The 25169-nt window shown below is 39.8% G+C and carries 19 protein-coding genes; 12 read left to right on the top strand and 7 right to left on the bottom strand.

What is annotated here, in order from left to right:
• The first annotated feature begins 29 nt into the window (after nucleotides 1-29).
• From FTU79_RS03945 to FTU79_RS03935, 3 genes are all read left to right on the top strand, one after another.
• Nucleotides 30-386: a DUF4810 domain-containing protein gene (locus FTU79_RS03945; RefSeq protein WP_180007598.1), complete on the top strand. Its 357-nt coding sequence runs from the start codon at nucleotides 30-32 to the stop codon at nucleotides 384-386.
• Nucleotides 383-1063: a GNA1162 family protein gene (locus tag FTU79_RS03940; RefSeq protein ID WP_180007515.1), complete on the top strand. Its 681-nt coding sequence runs from the start codon at nucleotides 383-385 to the stop codon at nucleotides 1061-1063. The genes FTU79_RS03945 and FTU79_RS03940 overlap by 4 nt, the downstream gene beginning before the upstream one ends.
• 294 nt (nucleotides 1064-1357) lie before the next feature.
• Nucleotides 1358-1945, top strand: a complete 588-nt coding sequence (locus tag FTU79_RS03935) for a DUF4375 domain-containing protein (protein ID WP_180007516.1) — start codon at nucleotides 1358-1360, stop codon at nucleotides 1943-1945.
• Between the two features lie 290 nt (nucleotides 1946-2235).
• On the opposite strand, the gene metG is transcribed toward FTU79_RS03935, so the two are convergent.
• Nucleotides 2236-4293, bottom strand: a complete 2058-nt coding sequence (metG, locus tag FTU79_RS03930; RefSeq protein ID WP_180007517.1) for a methionine--tRNA ligase — start codon at nucleotides 4291-4293, stop codon at nucleotides 2236-2238.
• A gap of 171 nt (nucleotides 4294-4464) precedes the next feature.
• Between metG and FTU79_RS03925 the strand changes: the two genes are divergently transcribed.
• On the top strand, nucleotides 4465-5259 hold the full coding sequence (locus FTU79_RS03925; protein ID WP_180007599.1) for a hypothetical protein: 795 nt from the start codon (nucleotides 4465-4467) through the stop codon (nucleotides 5257-5259).
• A 242-nt stretch (nucleotides 5260-5501) separates the two neighbouring features.
• Nucleotides 5502-5900 (top strand): hypothetical protein, encoded by a 399-nt coding sequence (locus tag FTU79_RS03920; RefSeq protein ID WP_180025845.1) that lies wholly within the window; start codon nucleotides 5502-5504, stop codon nucleotides 5898-5900.
• A 49-nt stretch (nucleotides 5901-5949) separates the two neighbouring features.
• Here FTU79_RS03920 and FTU79_RS03915 read toward each other — a convergent pair whose 3' ends face one another.
• On the bottom strand, nucleotides 5950-6288 hold the full coding sequence (locus FTU79_RS03915; RefSeq protein ID WP_180025844.1) for a hypothetical protein: 339 nt from the start codon (nucleotides 6286-6288) through the stop codon (nucleotides 5950-5952).
• A 346-nt stretch (nucleotides 6289-6634) separates the two neighbouring features.
• On the opposite strand from FTU79_RS03915, the gene apbC reads away from it, so the two are divergent.
• On the top strand, nucleotides 6635-7906 hold the full coding sequence (apbC, locus tag FTU79_RS03910) for an iron-sulfur cluster carrier protein ApbC (protein ID WP_180025843.1): 1272 nt from the start codon (nucleotides 6635-6637) through the stop codon (nucleotides 7904-7906).
• 501 nt (nucleotides 7907-8407) lie between these two features.
• Here the strand turns inward: apbC and FTU79_RS03905 are convergent.
• Genes FTU79_RS03905 through FTU79_RS03895 form a run of 3 tightly spaced genes read right to left on the bottom strand, consistent with a single transcriptional unit; the run spans nucleotide 8408 to nucleotide 11896 of the window.
• The gene (locus FTU79_RS03905; RefSeq protein WP_180048964.1) at nucleotides 8408-10420 is read right to left on the bottom strand and encodes a TRAP transporter permease; all 2013 of its coding nucleotides are present in this window, start codon (nucleotides 10418-10420) and stop codon (nucleotides 8408-8410) included.
• Nucleotides 10417-10911 (bottom strand): DUF1850 domain-containing protein, encoded by a 495-nt coding sequence (locus FTU79_RS03900; protein ID WP_257222191.1) that lies wholly within the window; start codon nucleotides 10909-10911, stop codon nucleotides 10417-10419. The genes FTU79_RS03905 and FTU79_RS03900 overlap by 4 nt, the downstream gene beginning before the upstream one ends.
• Nucleotides 10889-11896, bottom strand: a complete 1008-nt coding sequence (locus FTU79_RS03895) for a TAXI family TRAP transporter solute-binding subunit (protein ID WP_168379308.1) — start codon at nucleotides 11894-11896, stop codon at nucleotides 10889-10891. The genes FTU79_RS03900 and FTU79_RS03895 overlap by 23 nt, the downstream gene beginning before the upstream one ends.
• A gap of 437 nt (nucleotides 11897-12333) precedes the next feature.
• Between FTU79_RS03895 and FTU79_RS03890 the strand changes: the two genes are divergently transcribed.
• The 6 genes from FTU79_RS03890 (at nucleotide 12334) to FTU79_RS03865 (ending at nucleotide 20184) form a co-directional block, all read left to right on the top strand.
• Nucleotides 12334-12927 (top strand): LysE family translocator, encoded by a 594-nt coding sequence (locus FTU79_RS03890; protein WP_078192265.1) that lies wholly within the window; start codon nucleotides 12334-12336, stop codon nucleotides 12925-12927.
• 112 nt (nucleotides 12928-13039) lie between these two features.
• Nucleotides 13040-13609: a dCTP deaminase gene (dcd, locus tag FTU79_RS03885; RefSeq protein ID WP_005008040.1), complete on the top strand. Its 570-nt coding sequence runs from the start codon at nucleotides 13040-13042 to the stop codon at nucleotides 13607-13609.
• 245 nt (nucleotides 13610-13854) lie between these two features.
• A complete protein-coding gene (locus tag FTU79_RS03880) occupies nucleotides 13855-15915 on the top strand; it encodes a hypothetical protein (RefSeq protein ID WP_180048963.1) in 2061 nt (686 codons plus the stop codon).
• 10 nt (nucleotides 15916-15925) lie between these two features.
• A complete protein-coding gene (locus FTU79_RS03875) occupies nucleotides 15926-16615 on the top strand; it encodes a hypothetical protein (protein WP_168379306.1) in 690 nt (229 codons plus the stop codon).
• 30 nt (nucleotides 16616-16645) lie between these two features.
• Entirely contained in the window at nucleotides 16646-18826 is a 2181-nt protein-coding gene (locus FTU79_RS03870) for a DUF6160 family protein (protein WP_180048962.1), read from the top strand.
• Nucleotides 18827-18876: 50 nt separating this feature from the next.
• Nucleotides 18877-20184, top strand: a complete 1308-nt coding sequence (locus FTU79_RS03865) for a hypothetical protein (RefSeq protein WP_180007524.1) — start codon at nucleotides 18877-18879, stop codon at nucleotides 20182-20184.
• A 64-nt stretch (nucleotides 20185-20248) separates the two neighbouring features.
• Here FTU79_RS03865 and FTU79_RS03860 read toward each other — a convergent pair whose 3' ends face one another.
• Nucleotides 20249-21964 (bottom strand): proline--tRNA ligase, encoded by a 1716-nt coding sequence (locus FTU79_RS03860; protein WP_180048961.1) that lies wholly within the window; start codon nucleotides 21962-21964, stop codon nucleotides 20249-20251.
• Nucleotides 21965-22060: 96 nt separating this feature from the next.
• Nucleotides 22061-25165 (bottom strand): efflux RND transporter permease subunit, encoded by a 3105-nt coding sequence (locus tag FTU79_RS03855; protein ID WP_180048960.1) that lies wholly within the window; start codon nucleotides 25163-25165, stop codon nucleotides 22061-22063.
• Nucleotides 25166-25169 lie beyond the last annotated feature (4 nt).

Here is a 25169-nt window from a genome sequence, read left to right as displayed (position 1 = left end):
ATGTTGCTGTGAGACATATTTTTTTATTGATGAGCGGTCTTATTTCGCTAAGTTTGGTTGGGTGCGCAACTGCGCCAAAGTCATTGTACAGCTGGGGTGAATTTCCACAGCAAACTTATTTATCTTTAAGTTTGCCTGAGAAAGCGATGCCACAAGATCAAGTATTAAAACTTGAAAAAGACGTTGAAAAAGCTAAGGCGAAAAACTTAGCTGTTCCGCCTGGACTGTATGCACATTTGGGACTGCAATACCTAAATATGAATGATGCACCGCGTGCGATTCAATATTTTGAGCTTGAGCGTCAGGTCTATCCTGAGTCGACTGTATTAATGGATCGTTTATTGAAAAAAATGACGGGTCAAACTTCAGCAGGAGCAAAAAAATGAAGCATTTAAAAACTTTATTTACAGTTACTGCCGTTGTTGGCTTATTAACGGGTTGTGCAACTGCACCTAAAAATACACGTGATTTAAGTACCTATACTGCAAATATGCCAAAATCTATTTTGGTGATGCCACCTGTGAATGAATCACCTGATACTCGTGCAACCAATAGTTACTGGTCGACTGTGACGGTGCCAGTAGCTGAAGCTGGCTATTACGTTTTTCCAATCAGTGTTGTTGACACCATGTTTAAAGAAAATGGTGTTTATAACGGCGCAGATGCACAAACGATTAGCCCTAAAAAGCTTCAAGAAATCTTTGGTGCTGATGCTGCGCTTTATGTCAAAGTGAAGGAATACGGTTCTAAGTATCAAGTTATTCAAACTGTTGCAACGGTTGCTGTTGAAGCGAAGTTAGTTGATCTAAAAACAGGTGAGTTACTTTGGGAAGGAACTGAAAAGCAAGTGCTGTCTAACAGCAACAATAATGCTGGTTTAGTCGGTATGCTAGTGGGTGCTTTAGTTGACCAAATCTCGAATCATTTAAGCGATAAAGCTTATGTGTTGTCTGGGACAGTTAGTCATTTACTTTATTCACCTCGTTTAAGTGAGCAGAAGGGCTTGTTGTATGGGCCTCGTTCGCCAAACTTTGCGCAGAATGGATTAAGTCCGCAGAAATAATAAAAAGCCCCTCTAGTTAGGGGCTTTTTAGTTGTTATGTTTATGTGTTGATGAGAATACGTGCAAAGAATAGGGGTTTTATATTTTTCATGGAATTCTTATAGCTTGTAAGATAGTGGATGTTTTTAGCATACATTAGGTTGTTTTTCCTTTTAATAAAAAAATTGATCGTTTCTCGAATATAAATGTGATTATTTTTGGTTAAATTTTTATTTTTTAAGTAGGAATAATCTTATTATTGGAAGTTGCTTAGGGTAATGTGTATCTGCAAGCATAAAATATATGGAGGTGTAAATGGAAACAAGAATTGCTTGTTTGACTTGTAAAGCACTTATTTTATCTGATACGGCAATAAAGAATCAGGGTTTATGTGTTCCTTGTGCTAAAGGCTATAGAAACCAAATAGAAGCAGCTAAGAAATACTACGATGAGGAGAAAAAATATAGAGCATCTGAAGAATATGTATATTGGTTGAATTTATCACAGCAGGTATCTGATTTAGCGGATTTGAAAAAACTAAGTTTTGAGAATCAAGTCTATTTTGTTGTGAAAATATTAATTGCAGAAGTTTTTAATGGTGGATTTGATCAATATTTTCATAATAGCTCAGGCGATTATTATGCTGAAACGATACAAGCTCTAAAAGCGTTACAGGCTTTTGAAAGTTTAGAATTATTAGAAAGTGCGAAAATACTATTATTTGGTGCTTTAGAGGTTCCAGTTGAGCAAGGATTAAGATTTAATATTTTAAAAAACAGCACCGAAGCTGAAAGTATTCAATTGGATCAGTTGGATAAATTTTTTGGGGAGTTTCCAGATCAACTTGATCAAAAGCTACGTCAATTTGTCGAAATGAATCATTTATTTAAAGTATATGAGTAGCTAAAAGTGATTCTTTGCAATACGACAAGGCAAATGCTGAAGTTCTAAAATTTACAGCTGATTTGCTCGATTTCATAAAAAACAGAACTAGTCACAGAGCATTGTTTTAGATGGTAGGCGACATGGATGTCGCCGTTCACTTGTGATACATGGACGCACCATCAAGTAAACAAAAGATTTTTTGTTACCTTGCGAAGCAGTGCTTCTCATCTCCTAAAAGGAGAGGGAACTTTTAGGCATAAAAAAAGCCCCTACAACGTAGAGGCTTTTTCCAATCTTAATCTTAAAAGTTAAGACACTTTATCACCAGCTTTAGCACCAGATTCAGGTGAAATTACCCAAACACCTTCGCCATTACCCGCAGCTAAAACCATACCGTTAGAAATACCAAAACGCATCTTACGTGGTGCAAGGTTAGCCACCATCACCACTAATTTGCCTTTTAAGTCTTCAGGTTGGTAGAACTCACGAATACCGCTAAACACGTTACGTGGCTCAGCTTCGCCGACATTTAAGGTCAATTGAAGCAGTTTGTCTGAACCTTCAACGTGAGCAGCTTCTAAAACTTCCGCTACACGTAAGTCAACTTTCATAAAGTCTTCGATACCGATAATTTCAGCTTCGCCAACTTTAAGCTCAGGTTTCTTTTCAGCTTTCTTCTCTTTTTTCTTCTCAGCTTTTGGTGCTTCCGCAGGTGCAGCTAAAGAGTCTTTAGACGCATCAACCATAGCAGCAACAGCTTTTGGATCTACACGCTGCATTAATGGTTGGAATTGAGCAATTTCATGATCCACCAAAATCGTTTTACCAGACGCAAAGTCGAAAGATTCTAATTTTAAGAAGCTTTGAACTTCTGCTGCCAAGGTAGGAAGTACTGGTGCAAGGTAAACAGCCAATTGACGGAATAGGTTAATACCTACTGAACACACGTCATGTACTTGTTGTTCTTCGCCTTCAATTTTCGCTAAAGCCCAAGGCTTTTTCTCGTCGATATATTGGTTGGCTTTGTCAGCAAGCGCCATGATTTCACGGATTGCCGCAGAGAATTCACGTGCTTCATATTGAGCAGCGATTGATGCACCTGCATCAATAAAGCTTTGTACCAATTCAGGCTCTGCACACGTTGCAGAAAGTTTGTTATCAAACTTGGTGTTGATGAATTTCGCACAACGGCTAGCGATGTTTACCACTTTACCAACAAGGTCTGAATTCACTTTTTGAACGAAATCATCAAGGTTCAAGTCAGAATCTTCAACTTTGTCAGAAAGTTTAGACGCGAAGTAGTAACGTAAGTATTCAGGGTTCAAATGCTCAAGATACGTTTCTGCTTTAATGAATGTACCACGAGATTTAGACATCTTCTGACCGTTTACAGTCAAGAAACCATTAACGAATAAGCTTGTTGGGGTACGGTAGTTTGCACCTTCAAGCATTGCAGGCCAGAACAACGCGTGGAAGTAAACGATGTCTTTACCAATGAAGTGATAGACTTCATTTTGAGAATCCTTTTTCCAGTAATCGTCAAAGCTTAGGTCAGGACGTTTGGTCTTGATGTAGTTTTCAAAGCTCGACATATAGCCGATCGGTGCATCTACCCAAACGTAGAAGTATTTGTTTGGCGCATCTGGAATTTCAAAACCGAAGTAAGGTGCATCACGTGAGATGTCCCAGTCAGATAAACCTGCTTCAAACCATTCATCCAATTTGTTGGCAATCGACACAGGTAGACGACCTTCATCACGTGTCCATTTTTGTAGGTATTCACCAAAGTTCGGCAGTTTAAAAAAGTAGTGATCTGAAGATTTCTCTACAGGAGTCGCACCACTTAAAGTCGATTTCGGATTCAACAATTCAGTTGCGTTATAGGTTGTACCGCACACTTCACAAGAGTCGCCGTATTGGTCTTCTGCTTTACATTTTGGGCATGTGCCTTTAATGAAACGGTCAGACAAGAACATCGCTTTTTCAGGGTCAAACAATTGCGTAACAGGGCGTACAGCAATGTTGCCTGCTTCACGGTTCTTAATATAAATCTCAGAAGCGCGTGCTTGGTTTTCAGGGCTGTTGGTTGAGTCGTAATGGTCAAAGTCAACTTTAAAGCCAGCAAAGTCACGCTCATGTTCTTTTTGAACATTGGCAATTTGCTGTTCAGGTGTAATACCGTTTGCTTCCGCACGGAGCATGATCGCTGTGCCGTGAGCATCGTCCGCACATACATAAGTCACGTTATGACCCATTGCACGCATCGCACGTACCCAAATATCTGCTTGGATATAACCGAGTAAATGACCCATATGAATTGGGCCATTCGCGTATGGAAGGGCGTTAGTAACTAAAATATTACGCACGGATATGACTCTCTCATTCGTATTTATGCAATGGGCTGTAATTTTACATGAGATAGCCAGTACTTGCACAAGGGAATAGGTGAAATCTTTGCAAAAGTAAAAAATTCTATATTGCTGACACAATTACAGTGATAATAGGGCATAACTGTGATGCCTAAGAGTAACAAGCCCATGTATGAAGATGACTATGAAGACGATCAGCCAATCACTCGTATTCCTCAAAATGAACAGCGTCATAAATTGGGGCATCACATTATTAAAGATGCGCAGCAATATTTAGAACAGATTTCAGCAGATGAACATGCCTTACTGATTCAAACTCTGCGTCATTTGGCACAAGATGAGCCTTATTTCGATATTTTGGCCGATGAATTAGATCAGCCGGTAGAAATGAAAGTAGCGAATGATGCTTTAAATTTATTGTATTTTTGGCAACTGCTTCATCAACATGAAAATGATGCAGACTTTGATTTTCTGAATGTCATCAATAGCGAGTTTTTCCAAACTGAAATGTTGAAAGCCTTTGATGCTTTGAATATTGGTGAACATAAAGCAGCGCGCCGTCAGGTACTTTTAGATGCGTTTAAACTGTATAAATTAGACATTCATGCAGGCTGTATCCCAGTGTTATATGCACAGCTTGAAGGCATCTTGACAGACGTGCTGATTCAAACGGGTTTCTTAAGTCAAAATGGCACTAAATTTGTCGATGTCTATAAAATTGTACCGGGGCTTAAAGGCAGTGAAATTAAAAGCCTTTGGCACAAATCTAAAATTGCCAATGAGTTAAATCCGTATTTTGCCGAATTGGCGGCCTATCAAATGGATAACAGCTCTACCGTAGCGATGACCCGTCATAATATTTTGCATGGTACCGATGTCGCGCATTTTAATCAGGGACGGAGTTTCATCCTGTTTATTTGGCTGTTTTCCGCAGTGAGCTTTATGAGTACGGTCAGCAAATAAGTTTAATTTCAAGAGATCAATGCATAGGAGTGGCATTGATCTCTTTGCATTACATCATCCTTTAAAATTAAAAGCATAGAGTAAAATCGACCATACATATTTGTATCAAGCCATTGTGAAAATAGGCAATCACATGGCGTTTTCCTGTGGTTGATTTGTTTCTAAATGCGTCTATTTCAGGTATCTGCTTCAAATCGCGTTATAACTATTGTTAGACAATAACTGAGAATAGGGTGAGCGAGATGACAACAGAAAGCACATTAAATGATTTAAAAAATAAAGCATCAGAACTCGGTGATGACATACAACTCAAGGCCAAAGAGGCGCAACTAGAAGGCGAAAAAGCACTCGATGGTGCAAAGCATAAAGTTGAAGAGCTCAAGCTTGAGGGTGAAAAAGCCTTAAATGAGGCCAAACATGAACATGCAGAACAGCATGCAGAAACCAAAGACCGTCTAGAGCAGTTAAAAGCAGAAGCGAGTCATAAATTTGATGAAGCCAAAGTCAAAGCAGCCGAACTTAAACATGAGGCTGTCGAAAAATTTGATGAACTAAAAGTGCAGGCGACAGAGAAATTTGACGAGTTAAAAAAGAAAGCCACTGACACACTGCATAAGTTTAAAAAAGATGACCAAGCTTAATTAGGTTTGATGAAAAAAGCCGTTCTATAAAGAGCGGCTTTTTTAGGATTCATTGTTTTAATCCATCTAAATTTTCAGTCTTAATATTTTTGACTTGATCATCGACTATGGTAATCACATAGCGCATATTGGCAATTTCATAGGTGTAATCTACCGCTAGTTTCGCAGGCAGATTTTTCTCTTGCAGCGGATAAGACACCATTTTCATCGGAGAAGCTTGCATACGCGAGCGCATGAGATCGATGCTATCACCAATCGCTACAGTTTGTCGGTCAGGTGTTTGAATGGCTTCAGTCGCAATTTCTGCATAGGCTGCTGAAGTCAGGAGCATCAAGGCACATAAAGTCGTTTTATAAATATTCTTCTTATAGATAGTCTTCGGATACATCGTCATCCCCATTTTAAAAACTAAAAAGCACAAAATGTGCCTTTAGATTGCACATCCATCGCTATGATTATTCTGTTGAAACGACTGAAATATAAACTGAAATTACGCTGTAAAAGTATGGTTGATATGTAATCAATTCAAATTTAATGGCTTTGGTTTAGCCGCATAGATCAACTACACGGGCATTTTAAGTGGCGCACGCTAGAAAAATTGTTTGAAAGCTGACTAAATTACTCAACTTTATAAGCTTATAGGGATAAGTCATTCATCTCCCTCTTACTCTGTGGCAAATGAACAGGTAAACTATCGCTATTATCTTTTGATTTTCCTGTTTGGAGACAACATAATGTCGTGGCTTTCTTCTCTAAAATCTGTGTTTTCACCCTCCCAAGAGGTGAAAGAAGAGGAAATCCAACAGGTTTTACAAAACTATGTACTTCCCAATTCAAATAATGCCTTAAAAGACCGTATTTCACAGGTCAATGTGCAAGGTCAGATCTTACAGATTACGATTAACACCTTTCCTTCAGAAGCTAATGACTTACAAAAAATTCATGATGATTTGGCTGATGCGTTGGAAAAATGCGGTATTAATGAGCTGAATATGCATGTGATTCAACAAAAAACAGGGCATAAATCTGAAGGTGGTTGTGGTCACCATCATGCAGAAGGCGAAAGCTGTTCTAGCCATGAAAAAGCTGAAAGTTCAGCAGCAAAAAGTCAGTTACCTCCAGTTGTGGATGCGTCTGCGAAAACACCTGAAGCACCTGCTGAAGTTGATCCGAATAATCCGCCGATTCAAAAAGCGGCTCCACAACAGCGTGATGTACCGAAACATCAACGCATTAAAAATGTCATTTTGGTGTCATCTGGTAAAGGCGGTGTGGGTAAATCGACCACCACTGTGAACTTGGCGCTCGCATTACAACAGCTGGGTTTAAAGGTTGGGGTATTAGATGCAGACATCTATGGTCCAAGTATTCCAACGATGCTCGGCAATGCAGGCCGTACGCCTATGATTGAAGCTGAACAATTTGTACCAATTGAAGCTTATGGTTTGGCAGTCTTATCGATTGGCCATTTAACAGGTGATAACAATACCCCTGTGGCTTGGCGTGGGCCGAAAGCGACGGGGGCGTTAATGCAGCTCTTTAACCAAACTTTATGGCCTGATCTGGATGTATTGGTCATTGATATGCCACCAGGCACAGGTGATATCCAGTTGACGCTTGCACAGCGTATACCGGTGACAGGTGCTGTGATTGTGACGACACCACAAAATGTTGCATTAATGGATGCGACCAAAGGCATTGAGTTGTTTAATCGTGTACATATTCCCGTGATGGGCGTGGTTGAAAATATGTCGACTCACATCTGTTCGAACTGTGGGCATGAAGAGCAAATCTTTGGTACAGGTGGTGGCGACCAACTTTCAGCCCAATACGACATTCCGCTCTTAGGTCGTTTACCGCTGAATGTACAAATTCGTGAAAATGCCGATGCAGGGAAACCATCTGTGATAGCAGGTGATGATGCTGCTGAAAGCTACATGGCGATTGCACAAAAAGTTGCAGATGCATTACCTCAGGCTGAAAAAGATAAAAACCGTATTTTCTAAGGGTGAACTGAAATTTAAGTTGATCGTATTAAAATCTGGCCTCGTGCCAGATTTTTTATAACGTGGTATTGGGAGTGTTTGAAAATTATGAGTACTGAACTTTAGACATTCAACGATGTCTATGAATTACACATCTAAAAAACGATTTGCACAATTTCTTATTTTTCCTGCGATTATAAGCCGTCTGCTAAGGATAAAATTCTTGAGGCATATCAAAGGATGTCGCGTTTGTACTTAGTTTTTACAAAATAGCTTTCACGATATTTCTATTATTTTGGCTAGGATCAATTCTCTGAACGGCAGTAACTGTACAAACGCATTGTGTCTTAGATTTTTTGCCAAATGTCCTCTGTTACAAGGGGCTTAGCATTGAAAAAATATAGAGGAACAAATAATTTTAAATATTATTTGAAGTCATTAAAACCCACCCATCAAATGAGGGTACGCCTTAGTCTAAGAAATTAAAAAGCCCGGTAATTACCGGGCTTTTTAATTGGTTTTTTAGGAGGAAAGAGACGGGTTTGCTTTACGTTTAGCAGTGATAATATTCACCGTAATTGCGATGATGACCATGATAATGCCTACAATATCTGTAATGGTTTCTGGAATAATCATACACAGCGCACCCACACCTAAAAAAATACGCCAGAACCAGTTGAGATAAGTCTTGAAATAACCTTCAACTGCGGAGCCTAAAGCGAGAATTCCTATCACTGAAGTGACAGTAATACTCACTATAGTTGTCCATGCAGGAAAGGCAAATTCTCGAGCATTGACTGCAACATTGGTGGTATCAATCATCAGCATGGCAGGGTTATAAACGAATAAAAATGGAACAATAAAACCAGCAAGAGATAGTTTTAAGGCCTGAAACCCAGTGCGCATTGGATCACCGCCTGCAATTCCTGCGCCCGCAAAGGCGGCAAGGGCAACTGGTGGGGTGATGTTTGCAAATAAACCAAAATAGAACACAAACATATGCGCGACTAATACAGGAATATCAAAGTTTGCGAGTGCTGGTGCTGCCATGGTGGCAGTAATGATATAGGCCGGAATAGATGGAAGCCCCATGCCTAAAATCATCGATGCAATCATGGTCAAAAATAAAGTGAGAAAGAGACTACCTGCACCTAAACTCATAATTGAAGAAGTCATTACTGAACCAAAACTTGTCAGACTTACTACGCCGATAATAATACCAACGACAGCACAAGCAGCCATCACAGATAATGATTGTTTGGCTCCATCAACGAGCGCATCTAAAATATCTTTTACACCCATTCGTGTTGATTTTCTTATAGCTGCTACAAAGATGGTCAGGACGATGGTGTAGACAGCAGCATAGCTCACAGGAATATTTTGAAATAAGAAAAAGACCAGTGCCAAAATTGGAATAAGTAAATGTCCACGCTCTTTTAGAACTTCTTTTACTTTTGGTAAATCAGCTTTAGGTACGCCTTTCAGATCATCTTTACCCGCACGGAAATGAACTTGAGCCATGACGCCAAGGTAATACAATAAAGCAGGTAATAAGGCGGCTAGTGCAATTGTGCCATAACTCACGCCAGTTGTTTCGGCCATAATGAAGGCACTCGCACCCATGACTGGTGGCAAAATTTGTCCACCAACGGATGCACTGGCTTCAACGGCACCAGCAAAATTCTTGTGATAACCAATCTTTTTCATCAATGGAATAGTAAATGAGCCTGTACCAACAACATTGGCAACAGCAGTGCCATTAATACTGCCCATAAATCCACTTGAAATTACAGCAACTTTGGCAGGCCCACCTTGTTTATGTCCAGCCAGCGCCATGGCAAGATCATTGAATAATTTCCCCATACCTGATTTTGCAAGAAAAGCACCAAAAAGGATAAATAAGAAAATAAAGGTGACGGATGCACCAATTGCCGAAGAATATAAGCCTTCGGTTTTTAAATACATATGTCCGAAAATGTCGCTGATTGTATAAGGGCGAGTAAGTAATCGATCTGGCATCCAATCAAAGTGACTGATAAATGTATAGGTCAGGAAAATTAAACTTAAAATGGGCAACATCCACCCCATGACCCGGCGAGTTGCTTCTATGACTAATACCACACTCATAATTGCAAACGCGATATCTAAGGTATTTGGAATACCACCTCGAGTGGTCATAATAGATTGATATTCTTTCCATAAATATAAAAAACTGAAGATGGAAAGCAAAGCCAAGAACCAATCGAGAAGTGAAATATGCTGTCGGGAGCTTGTTTGACGAGCTGGATAGAGTAAAAAAATGAGTGCTAGGCCAATAGCGACATGGGCTGCACGCTGTATTAACTCAGGTAAAGGATTAAACGTAATAAATAAATGAAATAATGAATAAAAGATCGCTACAAATGCAACAAAGTAGGTAACAGATTTGCTCATATTGATTCGAGTAACAGATTCCCGATCAAATTTTTCTAATATGGCTTGTTGTTGTTTCTCATCGAGTTGTTCTAATACAACTTTATCTTCTTTGGAATTCATAGGCATTCTCCAATCCACCAAGACTTCCATTTGGGTTGATATTGAACCGAGATGTTGACCAAACTATAGTCTGGGTAACTTTGAAAAATAGACCAAATTTTTTGGTCAGCGAGGATCGTGCCTTGCATATTTCTAGAAATCACCCAGTTGATTTCATCTATATTTTGATTGACCCGCATTCTAATCACACCATTTTTTTGAAACTCAATGGGATAATTTGAGGGTGTACCTGCACCAAATGAAATCAAATCGGTGTGGCGCAGTAAAAACGTATTCTTTTGACGCTGATATTGTTCAGACCAAGCCGTCTTTTCTACTGAATGCTTCCACTGTAAATCAAATTGATCAGTTGAAATTTTGCATATATCAGTTTCAACTCTAACCTGCGTATACAGTGTTGGATAGCTAGCATAGATTAAGAAGAACAATATAAAAAATGCAGTATAAACTGCATTTTTTTGAAGCTTATTATTTTTTAGCCACTTCATCATAGTAGCGTTTCGCGCCTGGATGTAGAGGCGCTACAAGGCCTTGTTGAGCACCTTCAAGCGTGATTTCTGTTGCTGCTTGGTGTGAAGTTGCCAATTGAGGCAAACTGTCAAAGAAAGTTTTTGTTAGTTTGTAGACATCATCATCCGATATATCTGTGCGAACAACTAATGCATTTTTAATTGCGGCAGTTTGAATGTCCGCAGTATTGCCATATGTGCCTTTTGGAATAATCATCGGTAAGAAATAACTTTGATCTTTAGCTATTTCTTTGACTTTATCTGCATTGATTGAAACCAACTGTAGATCAAAGCTTTGTTGAAGTTCCATGAGTGATGAATTTGGAATGCCACTAGTCAGGAATGCTGCATCAAGCTTGCCACCTTTTAAAGCATCAGCGGCTTCAGCATAGCCCAAATAATCAACTTTAATATCTTTATAGGTGATTCCAAAACCATTCAACAGTGTACGTGCATTTACTTCTACACCTGAATTTTGTGCACCTACAGCGATACGTTTACCTTTCAAATCTTCGATATTTTTGATCCCTGATTTTTTAGAGGTTACGATTTGTACGTAGTTGGGATAAAGCGCTGCGACTTGGCTGACATTCTCAACTTTACCATTTGCGAAACTTCCTGTTCCGTTCAGTGCTTCTGTTAAGCTGTCACTCATAACAAATGCCATTTCAACTTTATTCTGTTTCAGAAGGTTTAAGTTTTCGACGGATGCACCTGTAGTTTGAGTCTTAGAATTTACACCAAAGGTTTTGTTATAAATTTCTGCAAGACTTGTCCCAATCACATTGTAAGGTCCTGATGCCCCACCAGTTGCAATGGTTACGAACTTGGTTTGAAGTTTGTCAGATGTAGCAGTTTCTGCGCTTTTTCCTTCCGTGGTATTTTTTGAAGTAGATTGATCATTTGAGCAAGCAGTAATACACGCCAAAGTAACCGAGAGTAACGTGAGTTTTGTCCATTGGTTCATAGAAACGTCCTTTTACACATAAATTTTGAATATTGATTTGATGAGTTTTAATTTTAATTTCCACTACTCAATTGAACATAACTTAATCAATTATTTTTGAAAAGTATTTTTTTTTGATTTTTTAGTCTCCAATAAATAATGGTTATGCGTAAGAATGGCATGGAGCTATATCGTTTATTTTAATAATATTTTGTTACGTGTAAAAACTGTAGGGTATACATGGAATCATGTGAAATTTCTTTTATAAATATAAGTTCAAACTATTTCTTTGAATTGTAAGGTGCTCTGAATGACTGTTCAGCTAAGGTTCTGTTTTTTCTATTTAAGTTACTGAATTTATAATTAAATAAGGAGTTTTTTATAAGCATTTCTATTTTTTATTTTGCTAATACGAAACAACTGAATTAATCTTCGCGGATTAAGTTTGAGGTCAAAGTATGATTTCATGGTTTTTTATTGGTCTAGTTATCAGTATTTTGTTAACGCCGGGACCAACCAATACGCTACTCGCATCTTCGGGTATTCAAGTTGGGCTACGTAAATCATTCCGACTCATTCCAGCGGAAGCCTTTGGTTATCTTATTTCGATTAGCCTATGGGGTTTTCTCATTGGTAAAATTTCCGTACATCTGCCTTTACTGCCGACCATTTTAAAACTGTTTAGTGCTGGCTATATTCTATTTTTGGCTATGCGATTATGGCGTACAGCAACTGTTGCTGAAAATTTTAATCAAAAGGGCATTCGTGCACGCGAACTCTTTGTTGCGACGTTATTAAACCCCAAAGCATTATTATTCGCATCTGCGATTTTTCCTGCATTGGCTTGGCAAAATGCGCAGTATTATGTAGCTCACATGCTGATCTTTTTGTTGTTGATCGTTCCTATTGCATTTTTTTGGACCTTCCTTGGTTCAGTTTTGGCATCGAATAAAATTAGTTGGCTCAATCAAGCCAATTTACAACGAACAGCATCGCTAGTCTTGGTTAGTTTTTCGATACCACTGAGTTATTCTGCGATTTTAAAACTTTAAATTGATTTGAAAATGACTAAATCCGCTTAGTTCGGCAAAGCTTATTTTCATTAAGTTGGATTTCAGTTAAAGTACCACGCAATAATTGATTTAAGTTTTTGGATAGAGATAAATGGCTATTAAGTCTGATCGTTGGATTCGCGAAATGAGCGAAAAACACGGCATGATTGAACCGTATGCAGAAAACCAAGTCCGTTATGATGAAAATGGCGAAAAGCTTATTTCGTATGGCGTGTCGAGCTATGGTTATGACGTGCGCTGTGCTCGTGAATTTAAAGTCTTTACCAATGTTCATTCAGCAATTGTTGACCCTAAAAACTTTGACGATAAAAGCTTTATTGATATCGAATCAGACGTTTGTATCATTCCGCCAAACTCGTTTGCACTAGCACGTACAGTCGAATATTTCCGTATTCCACGTAATGTGTTAACCGTTTGTTTGGGTAAATCAACCTATGCTCGCTGCGGTATTATTGTCAATGTGACGCCTCTTGAACCAGAGTGGGAAGGTCACGTGACTTTAGAATTTTCGAATACAACCAACTTGCCTGCACGTATTTACGCGGGTGAAGGTGTCGCACAAATGTTGTTCTTTGAATCAGACGAAGTGTGTGAAACCTCTTATAAAGACCGTGGTGGTAAATACCAAGGTCAAACCGGTGTGACTTTACCGAAAGCTTAATCCTTCGGATTTAGTTTAAAAAAAGCGGGCGAATTAGCCCGCTTTTTTGTTGGGTCATTCATCGGAAAATAGACCATTCGGTGGGGAAGTTTTTGCAATTGAGTAATTATTCAGCATAATAAAAAGTTAAGTGACTGGTCTATCACAAGTCTCCATTTAAGGAATAAATGGACAATAACATCAAAGCCAGTTCTCAGGAATAAATATAAGAGAGATGCAGAGCATCTGATAAAAGGAAGGTCGAGATGACTCAATTCACCCAGGCTAAGTTATTCCGCCAGAGTTGCTTAGCAGCCGCAGTCAGCATGTTTGCTGCACCATCTGTTTATGCGCTTCAAGATTTATCAGATGAAGCACTTTCAGCCACAACAGGTGAAGGTGTTGCACTCACTTTAGAAAATTTCAAAATGGTCTTTCAAGGGCCAAATGACCGTTCTACGGCTTCTAGTTATGCGTCTGGTATGGTTGATCCAGGGAAAAGCGATACAGGTTTTATTCGGATTATTCCTACAGGTGAAAACTATGAACAATTAGGCCAGCGTGCTTACGATAAAATCTATAAAGCTGCATATGTTGATGCCTATCAGCAAGGCCGAGTTACGGGCTATAACGGTGTTTATGACTCCACTTTCTTAAGTTCTAAAAGCACCTATGAGACCAATAATGCTACACGAGTAACCAATGAAACCATCGCAACATATTCAACAGAATATCGTGGCCGATTAGTACAGTCTTATCTTGAATCACCAACGATGAAGGCATATTACGATCAGCGTTATGCAGATTATTATGATGGTTCATCGTCTGGTTTGAAATTAGAAGATGATGGTACAACGAAAGAATCAATTACACCGTGGTTAAAAGAAAAGTCTCAAGCTGCTGCTTTAAAAAATACCTATGAAATGATTGAGTTACTATACGGTAACAATAGTACGGGTAATTTACCTACTGGGTCTACGTTTTATAAAAATTATGTCTCAGGAAAAATTACACGTTCAAATCTTATTGATCCAACAAAAGATGCTCAGTTAAATGCCAAAGCTGCAGAAACCCTCAATCAGTTGGCAACGGACTATGCCAAGCTTGAAGCTCAAAAGGCGAGTGATTCAGCATTAGCAACGGTGAAAAAAAATGCTGAAATTACAGCAAAACAAATTGCCTCGACTGCGACCGTATCGAGCCTCAGATCGAAAGCAGATGTATTTATATATGGCTTAGCCCTGTCCAATAGCAAAGATAAAAATGGCAAAAGTTCATTAGCAACGCGCTATACAGACCAAGGATTTAATTGGGGTACAGCAGAAAACCCATGGCTTTTCCATGCGGGTAATCAAGATGTTGAACAATTTGCGAAAGATAATAAGGGGAATGTTGGTTACTTAGCGATTGAGGCACCATTAAAGAAAATTGCGGCAGATGATGCATCTAACAACATCAAGCTTGGTTTGTGGATGGATGTATTTTCACGGTCTTTAAATTCAAGTAATGTCGTCGATCCGATTACCGGTGCGCCGACTAGCGGCTTAGATAAAGACTATCGTTTACGTACTCAAATTGTTGCGAATGGCCTGAGTTTTAATGGTTCACAAGTTCGAATTTTTCAAACCCTAAAATCTACAAATACAAATTACAACCAAACCTTAGGTTTAGCCAGTTTAATTCGTATTAATACCAATGATCGTGCTGAGTCACTGAGTATCAATGATGGAGATTTGGATGCTCGCGGCATGCGTATCAGTACAGCTGCACGCCCTGAATTGGATGATGGAACAGCAGCGACACCAGCGATGGATCGATCTGCAGCTCCAATCTTTCATGAAACTGAAGGTCTATATTTATATAGCCCAAATATCAATTTAGTTTTAGGAAATATGTATCAGCCCTTTATTGTGGGTTCAGAAGGTCGAAATATTATTTTGGAAGTGACACGTATTCCAAATGTACCTTCTATTTACAGTAAAATTTATACTTACTATACGGATATCGCTGGTAATACCACAGGTACATCGGGTTTAAATGCCTCAGACTTTAAAGGATCAACCTGTAACGTCTATAGTTGTGGCACGGAGTTAAAAGCAAACTCTTCAGATGCGACAGCACTATATCAAGGACGTAATGCAACACACAGTAGCATTGCGATCGGTACAGTAGAGCGCTTGCCTGGTAATCTGTTGAATGCAAAAAGTACGGATACTGCGACAGGTGTGGTGTTTAAAGGTGTCAATGGACAAAGCACGAATTTAGGATCTGTTGCCATAGATGGCGTATTGATTCAGCACTTAAAAATAAGAACAACAGGGCTGTAGGAGAAATCACATGTATAAAATTTTATGCGCTGTTGTTTGTGCTGCACTGACACAAACTCATGCAGGTTTAGTGTCTATGGATAATAGGGAACTTACCGCTGCAACCGGTCAAGGCGGTGCAGATCTCAGTTGGACACTTTCCTTAAATCATCAATATGCCAATGATATGTCAAAAAACAACATATCAATCATGGATGCGAATGGTAAAACAACGCAAGCATTTTATGGATATCAATGTTCATCCAATGAGTTTTGTCGCTTAGCACTTGCGCCCAATAATCATGTGGATGCAAATGGTAATAAGAAATGGTTGGTGTTTAAACAGTTTCAAGGAACGTTACAGATCGATCAATTTTCACTAGATGGTGTGACGATTATCAATCGTGAAGGTAATCCACAAACGGCTATGCAGTTGACATTTTATGATGATAAGCCATTAAAAATTAGGAATTTAGGCTTTGCTACGTTGGCGGTGGAAACAGGTACGACAGGTAAGGAAGGTTATGAGAATACCAGTACTTATACGACCTATACCGAAAAGAAAGCTGATGGAACAACTTCAACTTTAGCTGTGCCTGATTTTGATCGTGGTTCAGAACAAGGATTTATGGGTGTTAATGTGCACGGCAACATGCACATGAGTGGAAAGTTAAACATCTTCAGTTTTAACTGCACTGGAAATGGTGCAGGTCGCTGTTAATCAGCTGTGACTGAATATAAGGATATAGTGATGAAAAAAATAACAACTTTAACGGCACTCGCAACCAGTATTTTACTTGCTCAACATGCATATGCTTTTGAAGCGATGACCGATGAAAGCTTGGGTGCAGTTACTGGCCAAGATGGTATTTCGATTACCTATGAAGTTTCTAGAGTCAAAGTTGATCAGTTAAATTGGGTTGACCCAACTGACCAAAATAAGATGAAAATGGGTTTGCACAATGTACAAATAGATGGTGTTGGGCAAAGCACCATTACATCAAAATTAGATTTTGATGTGGGGACGACGGATGCTGGTGTAGGCATGCGTATAGCTGCAAGTGTCAGTCCATTTACGGCTGTTGCACAAAATATTATGCTGCTGTGTCAAGGTGCAACGTGCCAAACGCCTACGCAAAATTTAGGTTCACTTACGATTGCAACATCTTCACCTTTAAAAGTATTACTTGAAACCAGCAATGGTCTATTTAACCGCAATGATACGGCGTATATGGAATTTCAATTGCAAAATGCCAGTATTAGTCATGGGATGAATGGACATAGCGTAACCTTAAAGGATTTTAACTTTAACTTTGCGGGTTCAGGTTATATGTATGTCGCAGCAGATGAAGGTATTGTCCTCACCACAAAATCAACGGGAAGCAAAGACCATACGATTAACCTTGGACGAGTAAAAGATACATCAGATGTTCATAGTTCACGTAGTGATGCAACAAACCCTGGAGTGAATATTGATCTACGCTATGGTACTGATGGTGGTGCGCAGCGGAATTTAATTCGTATGGGAGCATCGGGTGCTGTCACCAATGCACGAGTTGCCTTAAATGCCAATCAAGACGGAATTAAAGATTTTGGTCTAGCAACGAAGGCTTCTGGATATGAGTCCGTTGGTTTAGGTGGTTTACATTTAGGTGTGCGCGCGGATTTCACTTCAAAGGATGATCCTAGCCTTGTTGCAGGTCAAGCACCGACAACCTTAGAAATTGGCCATACGGGTATTGGTAGTTATGCCATTGAATTTTCTAATTTAACGTCTTTAGTTGCTGATAAAAATGCCTATATTGATTTTGGCGATATTTATATCAATACCATTCAAGCGAAAAGCCTTGATTTTCTAGTGAATGATAAATTAAAAGCGACATTAGGTTTAACCAATAATGTTTTGACCCAAAACCTGTCAAATCAAACGGCAGGTGGAAATTTTGCCTTAGTAGCGATTCGTGGTATGGATTTTCAGTCCATCGCACGTACAGCACGATTTATTTCTGATAACTCAATTGCTGCAATTGCAAGTAATGACAATAGTTGGGGGATTGGTATTCCAATTTACAATATGAATGCCAATGTTGCATTATCAGAGAAAAAATATAGTTATAAAAATACGACTGAAAAATCAGGTATTGGCTATAACCTCGTGATGAGCACGGATGGTTATGGTGTTGATAAAAAAACAGGAACACCAAGTACGACCTCTATTATCTTGATCGATGGTAAAAAAGGCTTAAATGGCCAAGAAGTCAATTATTATGCAGGCTTGCGAAACATCAATGCGCTGATTCAATCTGATGGTGTGATTGGCTATGAAAATGACGGTATCTATGTACGTGCAGATAATTTATTGATTGCAGCCAATGCCGAGTTAGCGATTGGTCAACTTCCGGGTTCAACCTATAACTGTGCGACTACAGCTTCTGTCAAATGTGGGACTACAGTACCTTTAGATAATTTCTCTAAACGTGATGATGTGTTGACGAATATTGCGTTTAAGCTCGATGGTAAGGGGGAGCTATTTATAGTACCGGGTCTAAATGACAGTGCAGAAAATAATTATTTGTCTTTCCGTGGAAGCTTTGAATTTAAAGCCTTAACAGATGCTGAAAAGAAAGATCAAAAAGTTATGGGAAGCTATTTAAGTTTGATGAATGAAGATGTAAATGCTAGCGGTGTCGTTTCAGCTTCAAGTATCAATATTAATAAAATGCAGGGTGAACTCGGATTTGATGCTCGGATTAAAATGAAGCAAGATTCGGTAGAGTTTGATAATCAGGTGAAATTTAATCCAACCAATAATATGTCTAAAGCGTTTCGTGCAGAAGTATCGATGTTAACAAATGGCAATATGCAAAAGATGGCGGATATAGCCCTAACCGGTGGAACAATGCGAAGCACCATGGGGATTACTCCACGCTAATAATATTAAATCAATAACAAATAAATAAAATAACGAACAGGGAATTTGTTATGAAAAAGAAGTTAATCAGAGGTTTGATCTTCTCGACATTTGCGATGAGTAGCTTATCTCATGCAATGATGGCTTTAGATGATGAAAGCTTATCAAAAGTTGATGGTCAAGCATTACTCTCCATGGAATATACGCAGGGGTATAATTCTGTGGATGAGAGTGGACAAGCCGTAGACCAATCCAATGTCGGCTTTTATAAGCTTGGTTTAGAAGCTGAAATGGAGCTCAATGCCAATATTAAAAAGCTGCAATTGGGTTGTGGTGGTGCAAATGGCTCAGGTGCTTGTGATATTGATATCGATCATATTTCATTGAGTGGATTGCCTGTAAATAGCAATTATACGTCTGATGAACGTGCGGCAACTTCTGCTTTGTTGACCAATCCTTTTATCGAAATTGCAATTAAAGATCCCAAATCAGCTGCAACTCGTGAAGTGATGGGCTTTCGTCTGAGCGCTGAAAAAATTTCTGGGTTAATGACATTAGGTACAGAAAATAGTAATACACCCAATGGTATCAACACCTTTAGTGGGTATATGAAAACCAAAGCGTCTGCGGGTGTTGCAACAACTGCCGAGCGTGTGATGGACTATGCTTCTACGCAGCAATACATTGAAGGGGCAGTTAAGGGGACATTATTTGGTGCTGAAGTTGATCTACCGCTTCACTACAAATCAGATAATTATTCTTTTAATTTAAAATCAACCACAGCACCTTTTACAATTCCAGCCACTGTCGTGAGCGGGAATAGAATTAAGGATAATATTGCGGTATTAAAAGGCACAGGTACAGTTGATCGTCTAGATTTTAGTGGTCCATTAGAAGCTCAGATCTCTCTACTTGGGTTAAATATTAATTTGAATAAAGACGTAACAGGCTATCTTACTGGACTACAAACCGATATTACGGTAAATCAAAGTTTAGGTTTGATCCATGCACTTTATCTAAATAACCCTGCTTCGTTATCCTTACAAGCTCAAAAAATACTATGGCCTGGAGCTGCAGTTGCAGCAGAAAGAGGTTGGTGGTTGGCGATGGAAGATGAGGTCGATTTGGGGAGTATTACACCTTCAGACAAAGTGGCGATTACGGATGAAGTATTGAAACAAACGATCGCCGGAATTAACCATGACCTAAGTACCAATGTTCGTAACTGTGGAGATTTACTTTTTGGTTGTGTTGCAGGTTCGGCTTTGGATGTTAAAGAGATTAAAAACCCGTCATTAATTGATTTCCCATTAAACAATTTAAAACTTTCTGGACAGGAGTTTCGTTCTAACTGCTTCGGCGGGCTGAAATTCTGTTAAGGCTTAAAGTATTTAATATAAAAAAATCCCGCACTTAGCGGGATTTTTTTATATTTAGCGCAAATTATTTTGCAATTTTCGCTAAAAGGTCTTCTTTACTGAGGTTGCTTGATTCTTCATCACGGCGACCTTTGTACTCAAATGTACCAGCATCCAAACCTTTCTCGCCAATGACAATACGGTGTGGAATACCTGTTAACTCGATATCAGAGAATTTAACACCTGGACGTTCATTACGATCATCTAGAAGAACATCATAACCAGCAGCAGTTAATTCTGCATACAGTGCTTCAGCTGCTTCTAACGTGCGCGGTGATTTATGCGCATTCATTGGCACAATAGCAACTTCGAAAGGAGCAATTGCAGACGGCCAAATAATCCCTTTGTCATCGAAGTTTTGTTCAATTGCAGAAGCAACAACACGGGTTACACCAATACCATAGCAACCCATAGTCACAACGAGAGGTTTGCCGTCTTCACCTAAGACTTTACAGCCAAGTGCTTCAGAGTATTTTTGACCCAACTGGAAGATATGACCAACTTCGATACCACGTTTAATCAAGATTGTACCTTGACCGTCTGGAGAAGGGTCACCTTCAACAACATTACGAAGGTCATAAACTTCGGTGTATTGTGCATCACGTTCCCAGTTTACACCTACAGCATGTTTATCGACTTGGTTTGCACCAGCAACAAAGTCTGAAAGTACAGACGCTGCACGGTCAACAATAACTGTAATGCCTTTTTCGGTTAAGCCTTGAGGGCCACAGAAACCAGCCGTTAAACCTAAGTCAGCCAATTGTGCTTCAGTTGCAAAGGCCAATGGAGCAGCAATTAATGGGTGTTTTTCAGCTTTAATTTCATTCAGTTCATGGTCGCCACGTAGGAATAAGGCAACCACTGGCGCAGCTTTACCTTCTTCAGCAACACCTTGAACCAACAATGCTTTTACAGATTGAGCAGGTTTTGATTTAAGGAATTCAGAAACATCAGCTATGGTTTTTTGATTTGGTGTATCAATAATTTCAAGTGCTTTAGTCGGAGCAGCACGTTCACCAACTAGTACGGCTTCAGCCATTTCTACGTTAGCAGCATAATCTGACTCTGTAGAGAATGCGATGTCATCTTCACCGCTAGAAGCAAGTACGTGGAATTCATGAGAACCCGAACCACCAATTGAACCTGTATCCGCTTGAACTGGACGGAAATTTAAACCTAAACGCGTGAAAATCTTGCAGTAAGCTGCATACATGTTGTCATAGGTTTCTTGTAAAGAGGCTTGGTCAACATGGAAAGAATAGGCATCTTTCATGATGAATTCACGTGAACGCATCACACCGAAACGAGGGCGGATTTCGTCACGGAATTTGGTTTGTACTTGGTAGAAGTTTGCAGGCAATTGCTTATAGCTTTTCAACTCATTGCGAGCAAGATCTGTAATCACTTCTTCATGTGTAGGGCCAAGTACAAAGTCATTGTTATGACGGTCTTTAAAACGTAAAAGTTCTGGACCATATTGTACGAAACGACCTGATTCTTCCCATAAAGATGCAGGTTGAGTGACAGGCATCAGGACTTGAAGTGAACCAGCACGATCCATCTCTTCGCGGATAATCGCTTCAACTTTATTTAATACGCGAACGCCCATCGGCAGCCAAGTGTATAAACCTGAAGCCAATTTACGAATCATCCCGGCACGAAGCATAAGCTGATGTGAAATAACTTCAGCATCGTTTGGGGTTTCTCTTAACGTTGCAAATAAAAAGCGACTCGCGCGCATGGAAACTGTCCTAAAAAATTAAGCGTTAAAGTTGAGAGTATACAATAAAAAATGAGGTGAACATTTCCCAAAGTCACCTCATTTTAGATTTTGTCATTATGACATGATTTTTTTGGCCTGACGTGCAAGGAAGTTTCGGAAATCATCCAAATAGGTAAAAATCACCGGCACAACCACAAGTGTTAGTAGGGTAGAGGTAATCACCCCGCCAATCACGGCATGTGCCATTGGTGCACTTTGTTCACCGCCTTCACCTAAACCAAGTGCAAGCGGAACCATACCCATCACCATTGCACTGGTGGTCATTAAAATGGGACGTAAACGGGTTTTACCTGCTTCAATAATCGCTTCATAACGATCTACACCATGATCCATGGCTTTTTTAATAAAGTCGATGAGTAGAATTGCGTTCTTTGTCACCAAGCCCATGAGCATAATAATCCCGATAATGGAAAAGAGGTTCATGGTTGAATTAAATAAGAATAGGGCTAAGAAAACTCCAATCAATGATAAGGGTAATGAAGCCATAATGGCTGCAGGGTGAATGAAGCTATTAAATTGTGAACCCAAAACAATATAAATAAATACAATAGAGAGGGTAATCGCTGTCATTGCATAACCTGCAGATTCAGCCATATCTTTATTGGCACCTTGCGTGACAAAACTATAACCCGGTGGCAAGTCGAAATTTTTCTCAATCTCATTGATTTCGGCACCAATATCACCCGCGGGACGACCTGCCGTGTTGGCTTCAACCATCACTTCACGTGCTAGATCACGACGGTTAATTTGTGAAGCACCGAGCGTTTCTTCAAAGCTAGCCACACTTGCCAATGGAACCAAGATAGGTAAGCCTACGGCATCGGTTTTTTGTGATGTGATGTACATGCTTTGAATGTCAGTTGGCAGACGACGCTGATCTTCAGTGAGTCGTAAATTTACATCATAGGTTTCGCCTTTATCATCCTTCCACGTTGTTACATTATCCCCCGCAAGAAGAGGGCGTAACACATTGGCGATCTGATTGACGGATAAACCTAAATCACTGGCTAAAACGCGATTGATATGTACACCTAGCGTCGGTTTAGGTTCTTTAAGCGAGCTTTCTAAGTCGACAATACCTTCGACTTTGGCAACTTCAACCAAGAATCGATCTGAAATGCGTTGTAACTCATCCAAGTCGGGGCCTTTAATCGAGATCATGACCGGCTTTTGACCGCCCGAAACTGTTTCATCAGCTGAGGCAATCGAGGTAATGGTAATACCTGCTATATGTTTTAAGCGGGTACGGAATTCATTGTTGAGATCCGTTAAGGTTTGACTACGCTCCGTACGTGGTGAAACAGTGACACGAATGCTAGCATGGTTTTTACCCCGATCAGTGGCACTATTAATTGCACCATAAGTGGCTTTGACTTCTGGATGTTGGCGAATGATACGATCGACTTGCTTAAGCTTAGCCTGCGAATATTCAAGGGTTGCATCAACGGGTGTTTCAAATTTGATCCGAATTTCACCTTTGTCTGGTACGGGTACAAATTCAGTTCCGATCATTTTGGATAAAGCTAATGCGCCAAATAGAGACGCGACGGCGATTAAAAGGGTGATGAGACGGAACTTTAAAGCAAGCTTGAGTAATTTTTCATAATGATGGCTTAGGTTGTCGAGCTTGCCCGAAATCCAGTTAAAAAAACGTTTGATTTTACCCGGCTTTTTATTTGGATCGTGGCGCTCTGCCCAGTGAGCAGACAACATGGGGTCAAGGGTGAAACTCACAAACATTGAAATCAGTACAGCGGTACTGACGGTTACACCAAATTGATAGAAGAAACGCCCAATAATGCCGCCCATAAATGCCACAGGTAAAAATACCGCGACAATGGTCAATGTTGTGGCCAATACAGCTAAACCAATTTCTTTTGTGCCGTCGAGTGCAGCGGTGACGTGGTCCTTGCCCATATCGGCATGGCGGACAATATTTTCGCGTACTACAATGGCATCATCAATCAGGAGACCGATACTCAGTGAGAGAGCCAGTAGGGTCATCATATTGATGGTAAAACCAAAAATCCAAACAAAGGTGAGGGTACCTAGTAGCGAAATCGGTAGGGTTAAACCTGTAATGGCTGTCGAACGAAATGAGCCGAGAAATAACAATACAATGAGTACCGCAAGTACTGCACCTTCAAAAATCGTACGTGCCACGTCTTTAATGCTGCCACGAATACCTTTTGAAGAATCAACCACAATTTCTGCGGTCGTGCCTTGCGGCAATTGCTGTTGGATTTTACTTAAGGTTTTACGGGTATTATCAACAACCTCAATCACATTAGAGTCCGAACTTCTCAGAATGTCGACAGCGACGGCTGTTTTACCATTCAGATAAGCACTCGACTCCATTTCAGCTTGGCTATCTTCTATTTCGGCAATTTGTTTGAGATAAATCGGCGCGCCATTTTTATTGGCAACCACTAAATCACCGAATGAGTTTGGGTGAATAACCCGAGATTTAATTTCGACCACCAATTCTGAGTTCTTTTGTTTTAAGGTTCCTCCCGGAACTTCAATATTTTCAGATTTTAGGGTGTTTATAACTTGATCGATCCCAATCCCGAAACTTTGTAATTTTTGCGGATTTACTTGTATTCGAATTTGTCGCTGCGCATCGCCCAATAAATTGACCGTACCTACACCGGGAACTGTTCTGAGCTGTGGCACAATCCGTTGATTGAGATAGGAACTCAAATCACGTAAAGACATGTCCTTTGATTCAAAAACAATCGACATAATCGCACTGGCAGTAGGGTCGTAGCGTTCTACAATGGGGTCATCAATTTCATCACGAAATTGTGCGGTTACCGGTGCAATTTTATCTCGAATATCCTGTGCAGCTACAGAGGATGAGACGTCTAGATTAAATTCGACAATGACCGTGGATAAACCTTCACTGGACTGTGAAATGACTTGCTTAAGGCCTGAAATGGTATTGATTTGATCTTCAAGCTTCTTGGTGATCTCAGATTCGACAGACTCAGGAGAAGCACCCGGATAGTTGGTGTAGACCACAACAAAAGGGAAGTCGACATCAGGAAACTCTTCAACGCCCATACGCTGCCAAGAAGCGAGTCCTAGCACCATCAGACAGAACATCATCATGATGGTGAAAACAGGATATTTCACACTAATTCGGGTTAACCACATAACA

Origin of the sequence: Acinetobacter sp. YH12144 (genome assembly GCF_013418345.1) — a bacterium.
GTDB classification, from domain to species: domain Bacteria; phylum Pseudomonadota; class Gammaproteobacteria; order Pseudomonadales; family Moraxellaceae; genus Acinetobacter; species Acinetobacter amyesii.
Note: the sequence above shows the minus strand (reverse complement) of the source record. Positions and strands in the feature narration are given on the sequence as shown.

What these genes read in the sequence shown, in the direction of transcription:
- dcd (WP_005008040.1), top strand. Translation starts at nt 13,040, where the DNA reads ATGGCTATTAAGTCTGATCGTTGGATTCGCGAAATGAGCGAAAAACAC.
- FTU79_RS03895 (WP_168379308.1), bottom strand. Translation starts at nt 11,896, where the DNA reads ATGAACCAATGGACAAAACTCACGTTACTCTCGGTTACTTTGGCGTGT.
- FTU79_RS03880 (WP_180048963.1), top strand. Translation starts at nt 13,855, where the DNA reads ATGACTCAATTCACCCAGGCTAAGTTATTCCGCCAGAGTTGCTTAGCA.
- FTU79_RS03920 (WP_180025845.1), top strand. Translation starts at nt 5,502, where the DNA reads ATGACAACAGAAAGCACATTAAATGATTTAAAAAATAAAGCATCAGAA.
- FTU79_RS03865 (WP_180007524.1), top strand. Translation starts at nt 18,877, where the DNA reads ATGAAAAAGAAGTTAATCAGAGGTTTGATCTTCTCGACATTTGCGATG.
- FTU79_RS03870 (WP_180048962.1), top strand. Translation starts at nt 16,646, where the DNA reads ATGAAAAAAATAACAACTTTAACGGCACTCGCAACCAGTATTTTACTT.
- FTU79_RS03900 (WP_257222191.1), bottom strand. Translation starts at nt 10,911, where the DNA reads ATGATGAAGTGGCTAAAAAATAATAAGCTTCAAAAAAATGCAGTTTAT.
- FTU79_RS03875 (WP_168379306.1), top strand. Translation starts at nt 15,926, where the DNA reads ATGTATAAAATTTTATGCGCTGTTGTTTGTGCTGCACTGACACAAACT.
- apbC (WP_180025843.1), top strand. Translation starts at nt 6,635, where the DNA reads ATGTCGTGGCTTTCTTCTCTAAAATCTGTGTTTTCACCCTCCCAAGAG.
- FTU79_RS03905 (WP_180048964.1), bottom strand. Translation starts at nt 10,420, where the DNA reads ATGAATTCCAAAGAAGATAAAGTTGTATTAGAACAACTCGATGAGAAA.
- FTU79_RS03945 (WP_180007598.1), top strand. Translation starts at nt 30, where the DNA reads ATGAGCGGTCTTATTTCGCTAAGTTTGGTTGGGTGCGCAACTGCGCCA.
- FTU79_RS03860 (WP_180048961.1), bottom strand. Translation starts at nt 21,964, where the DNA reads ATGCGCGCGAGTCGCTTTTTATTTGCAACGTTAAGAGAAACCCCAAAC.
- FTU79_RS03855 (WP_180048960.1), bottom strand. Translation starts at nt 25,165, where the DNA reads ATGTGGTTAACCCGAATTAGTGTGAAATATCCTGTTTTCACCATCATG.
- FTU79_RS03915 (WP_180025844.1), bottom strand. Translation starts at nt 6,288, where the DNA reads ATGTATCCGAAGACTATCTATAAGAAGAATATTTATAAAACGACTTTA.
- FTU79_RS03940 (WP_180007515.1), top strand. Translation starts at nt 383, where the DNA reads ATGAAGCATTTAAAAACTTTATTTACAGTTACTGCCGTTGTTGGCTTA.
- FTU79_RS03935 (WP_180007516.1), top strand. Translation starts at nt 1,358, where the DNA reads ATGGAAACAAGAATTGCTTGTTTGACTTGTAAAGCACTTATTTTATCT.
- FTU79_RS03925 (WP_180007599.1), top strand. Translation starts at nt 4,465, where the DNA reads ATGTATGAAGATGACTATGAAGACGATCAGCCAATCACTCGTATTCCT.
- FTU79_RS03890 (WP_078192265.1), top strand. Translation starts at nt 12,334, where the DNA reads ATGATTTCATGGTTTTTTATTGGTCTAGTTATCAGTATTTTGTTAACG.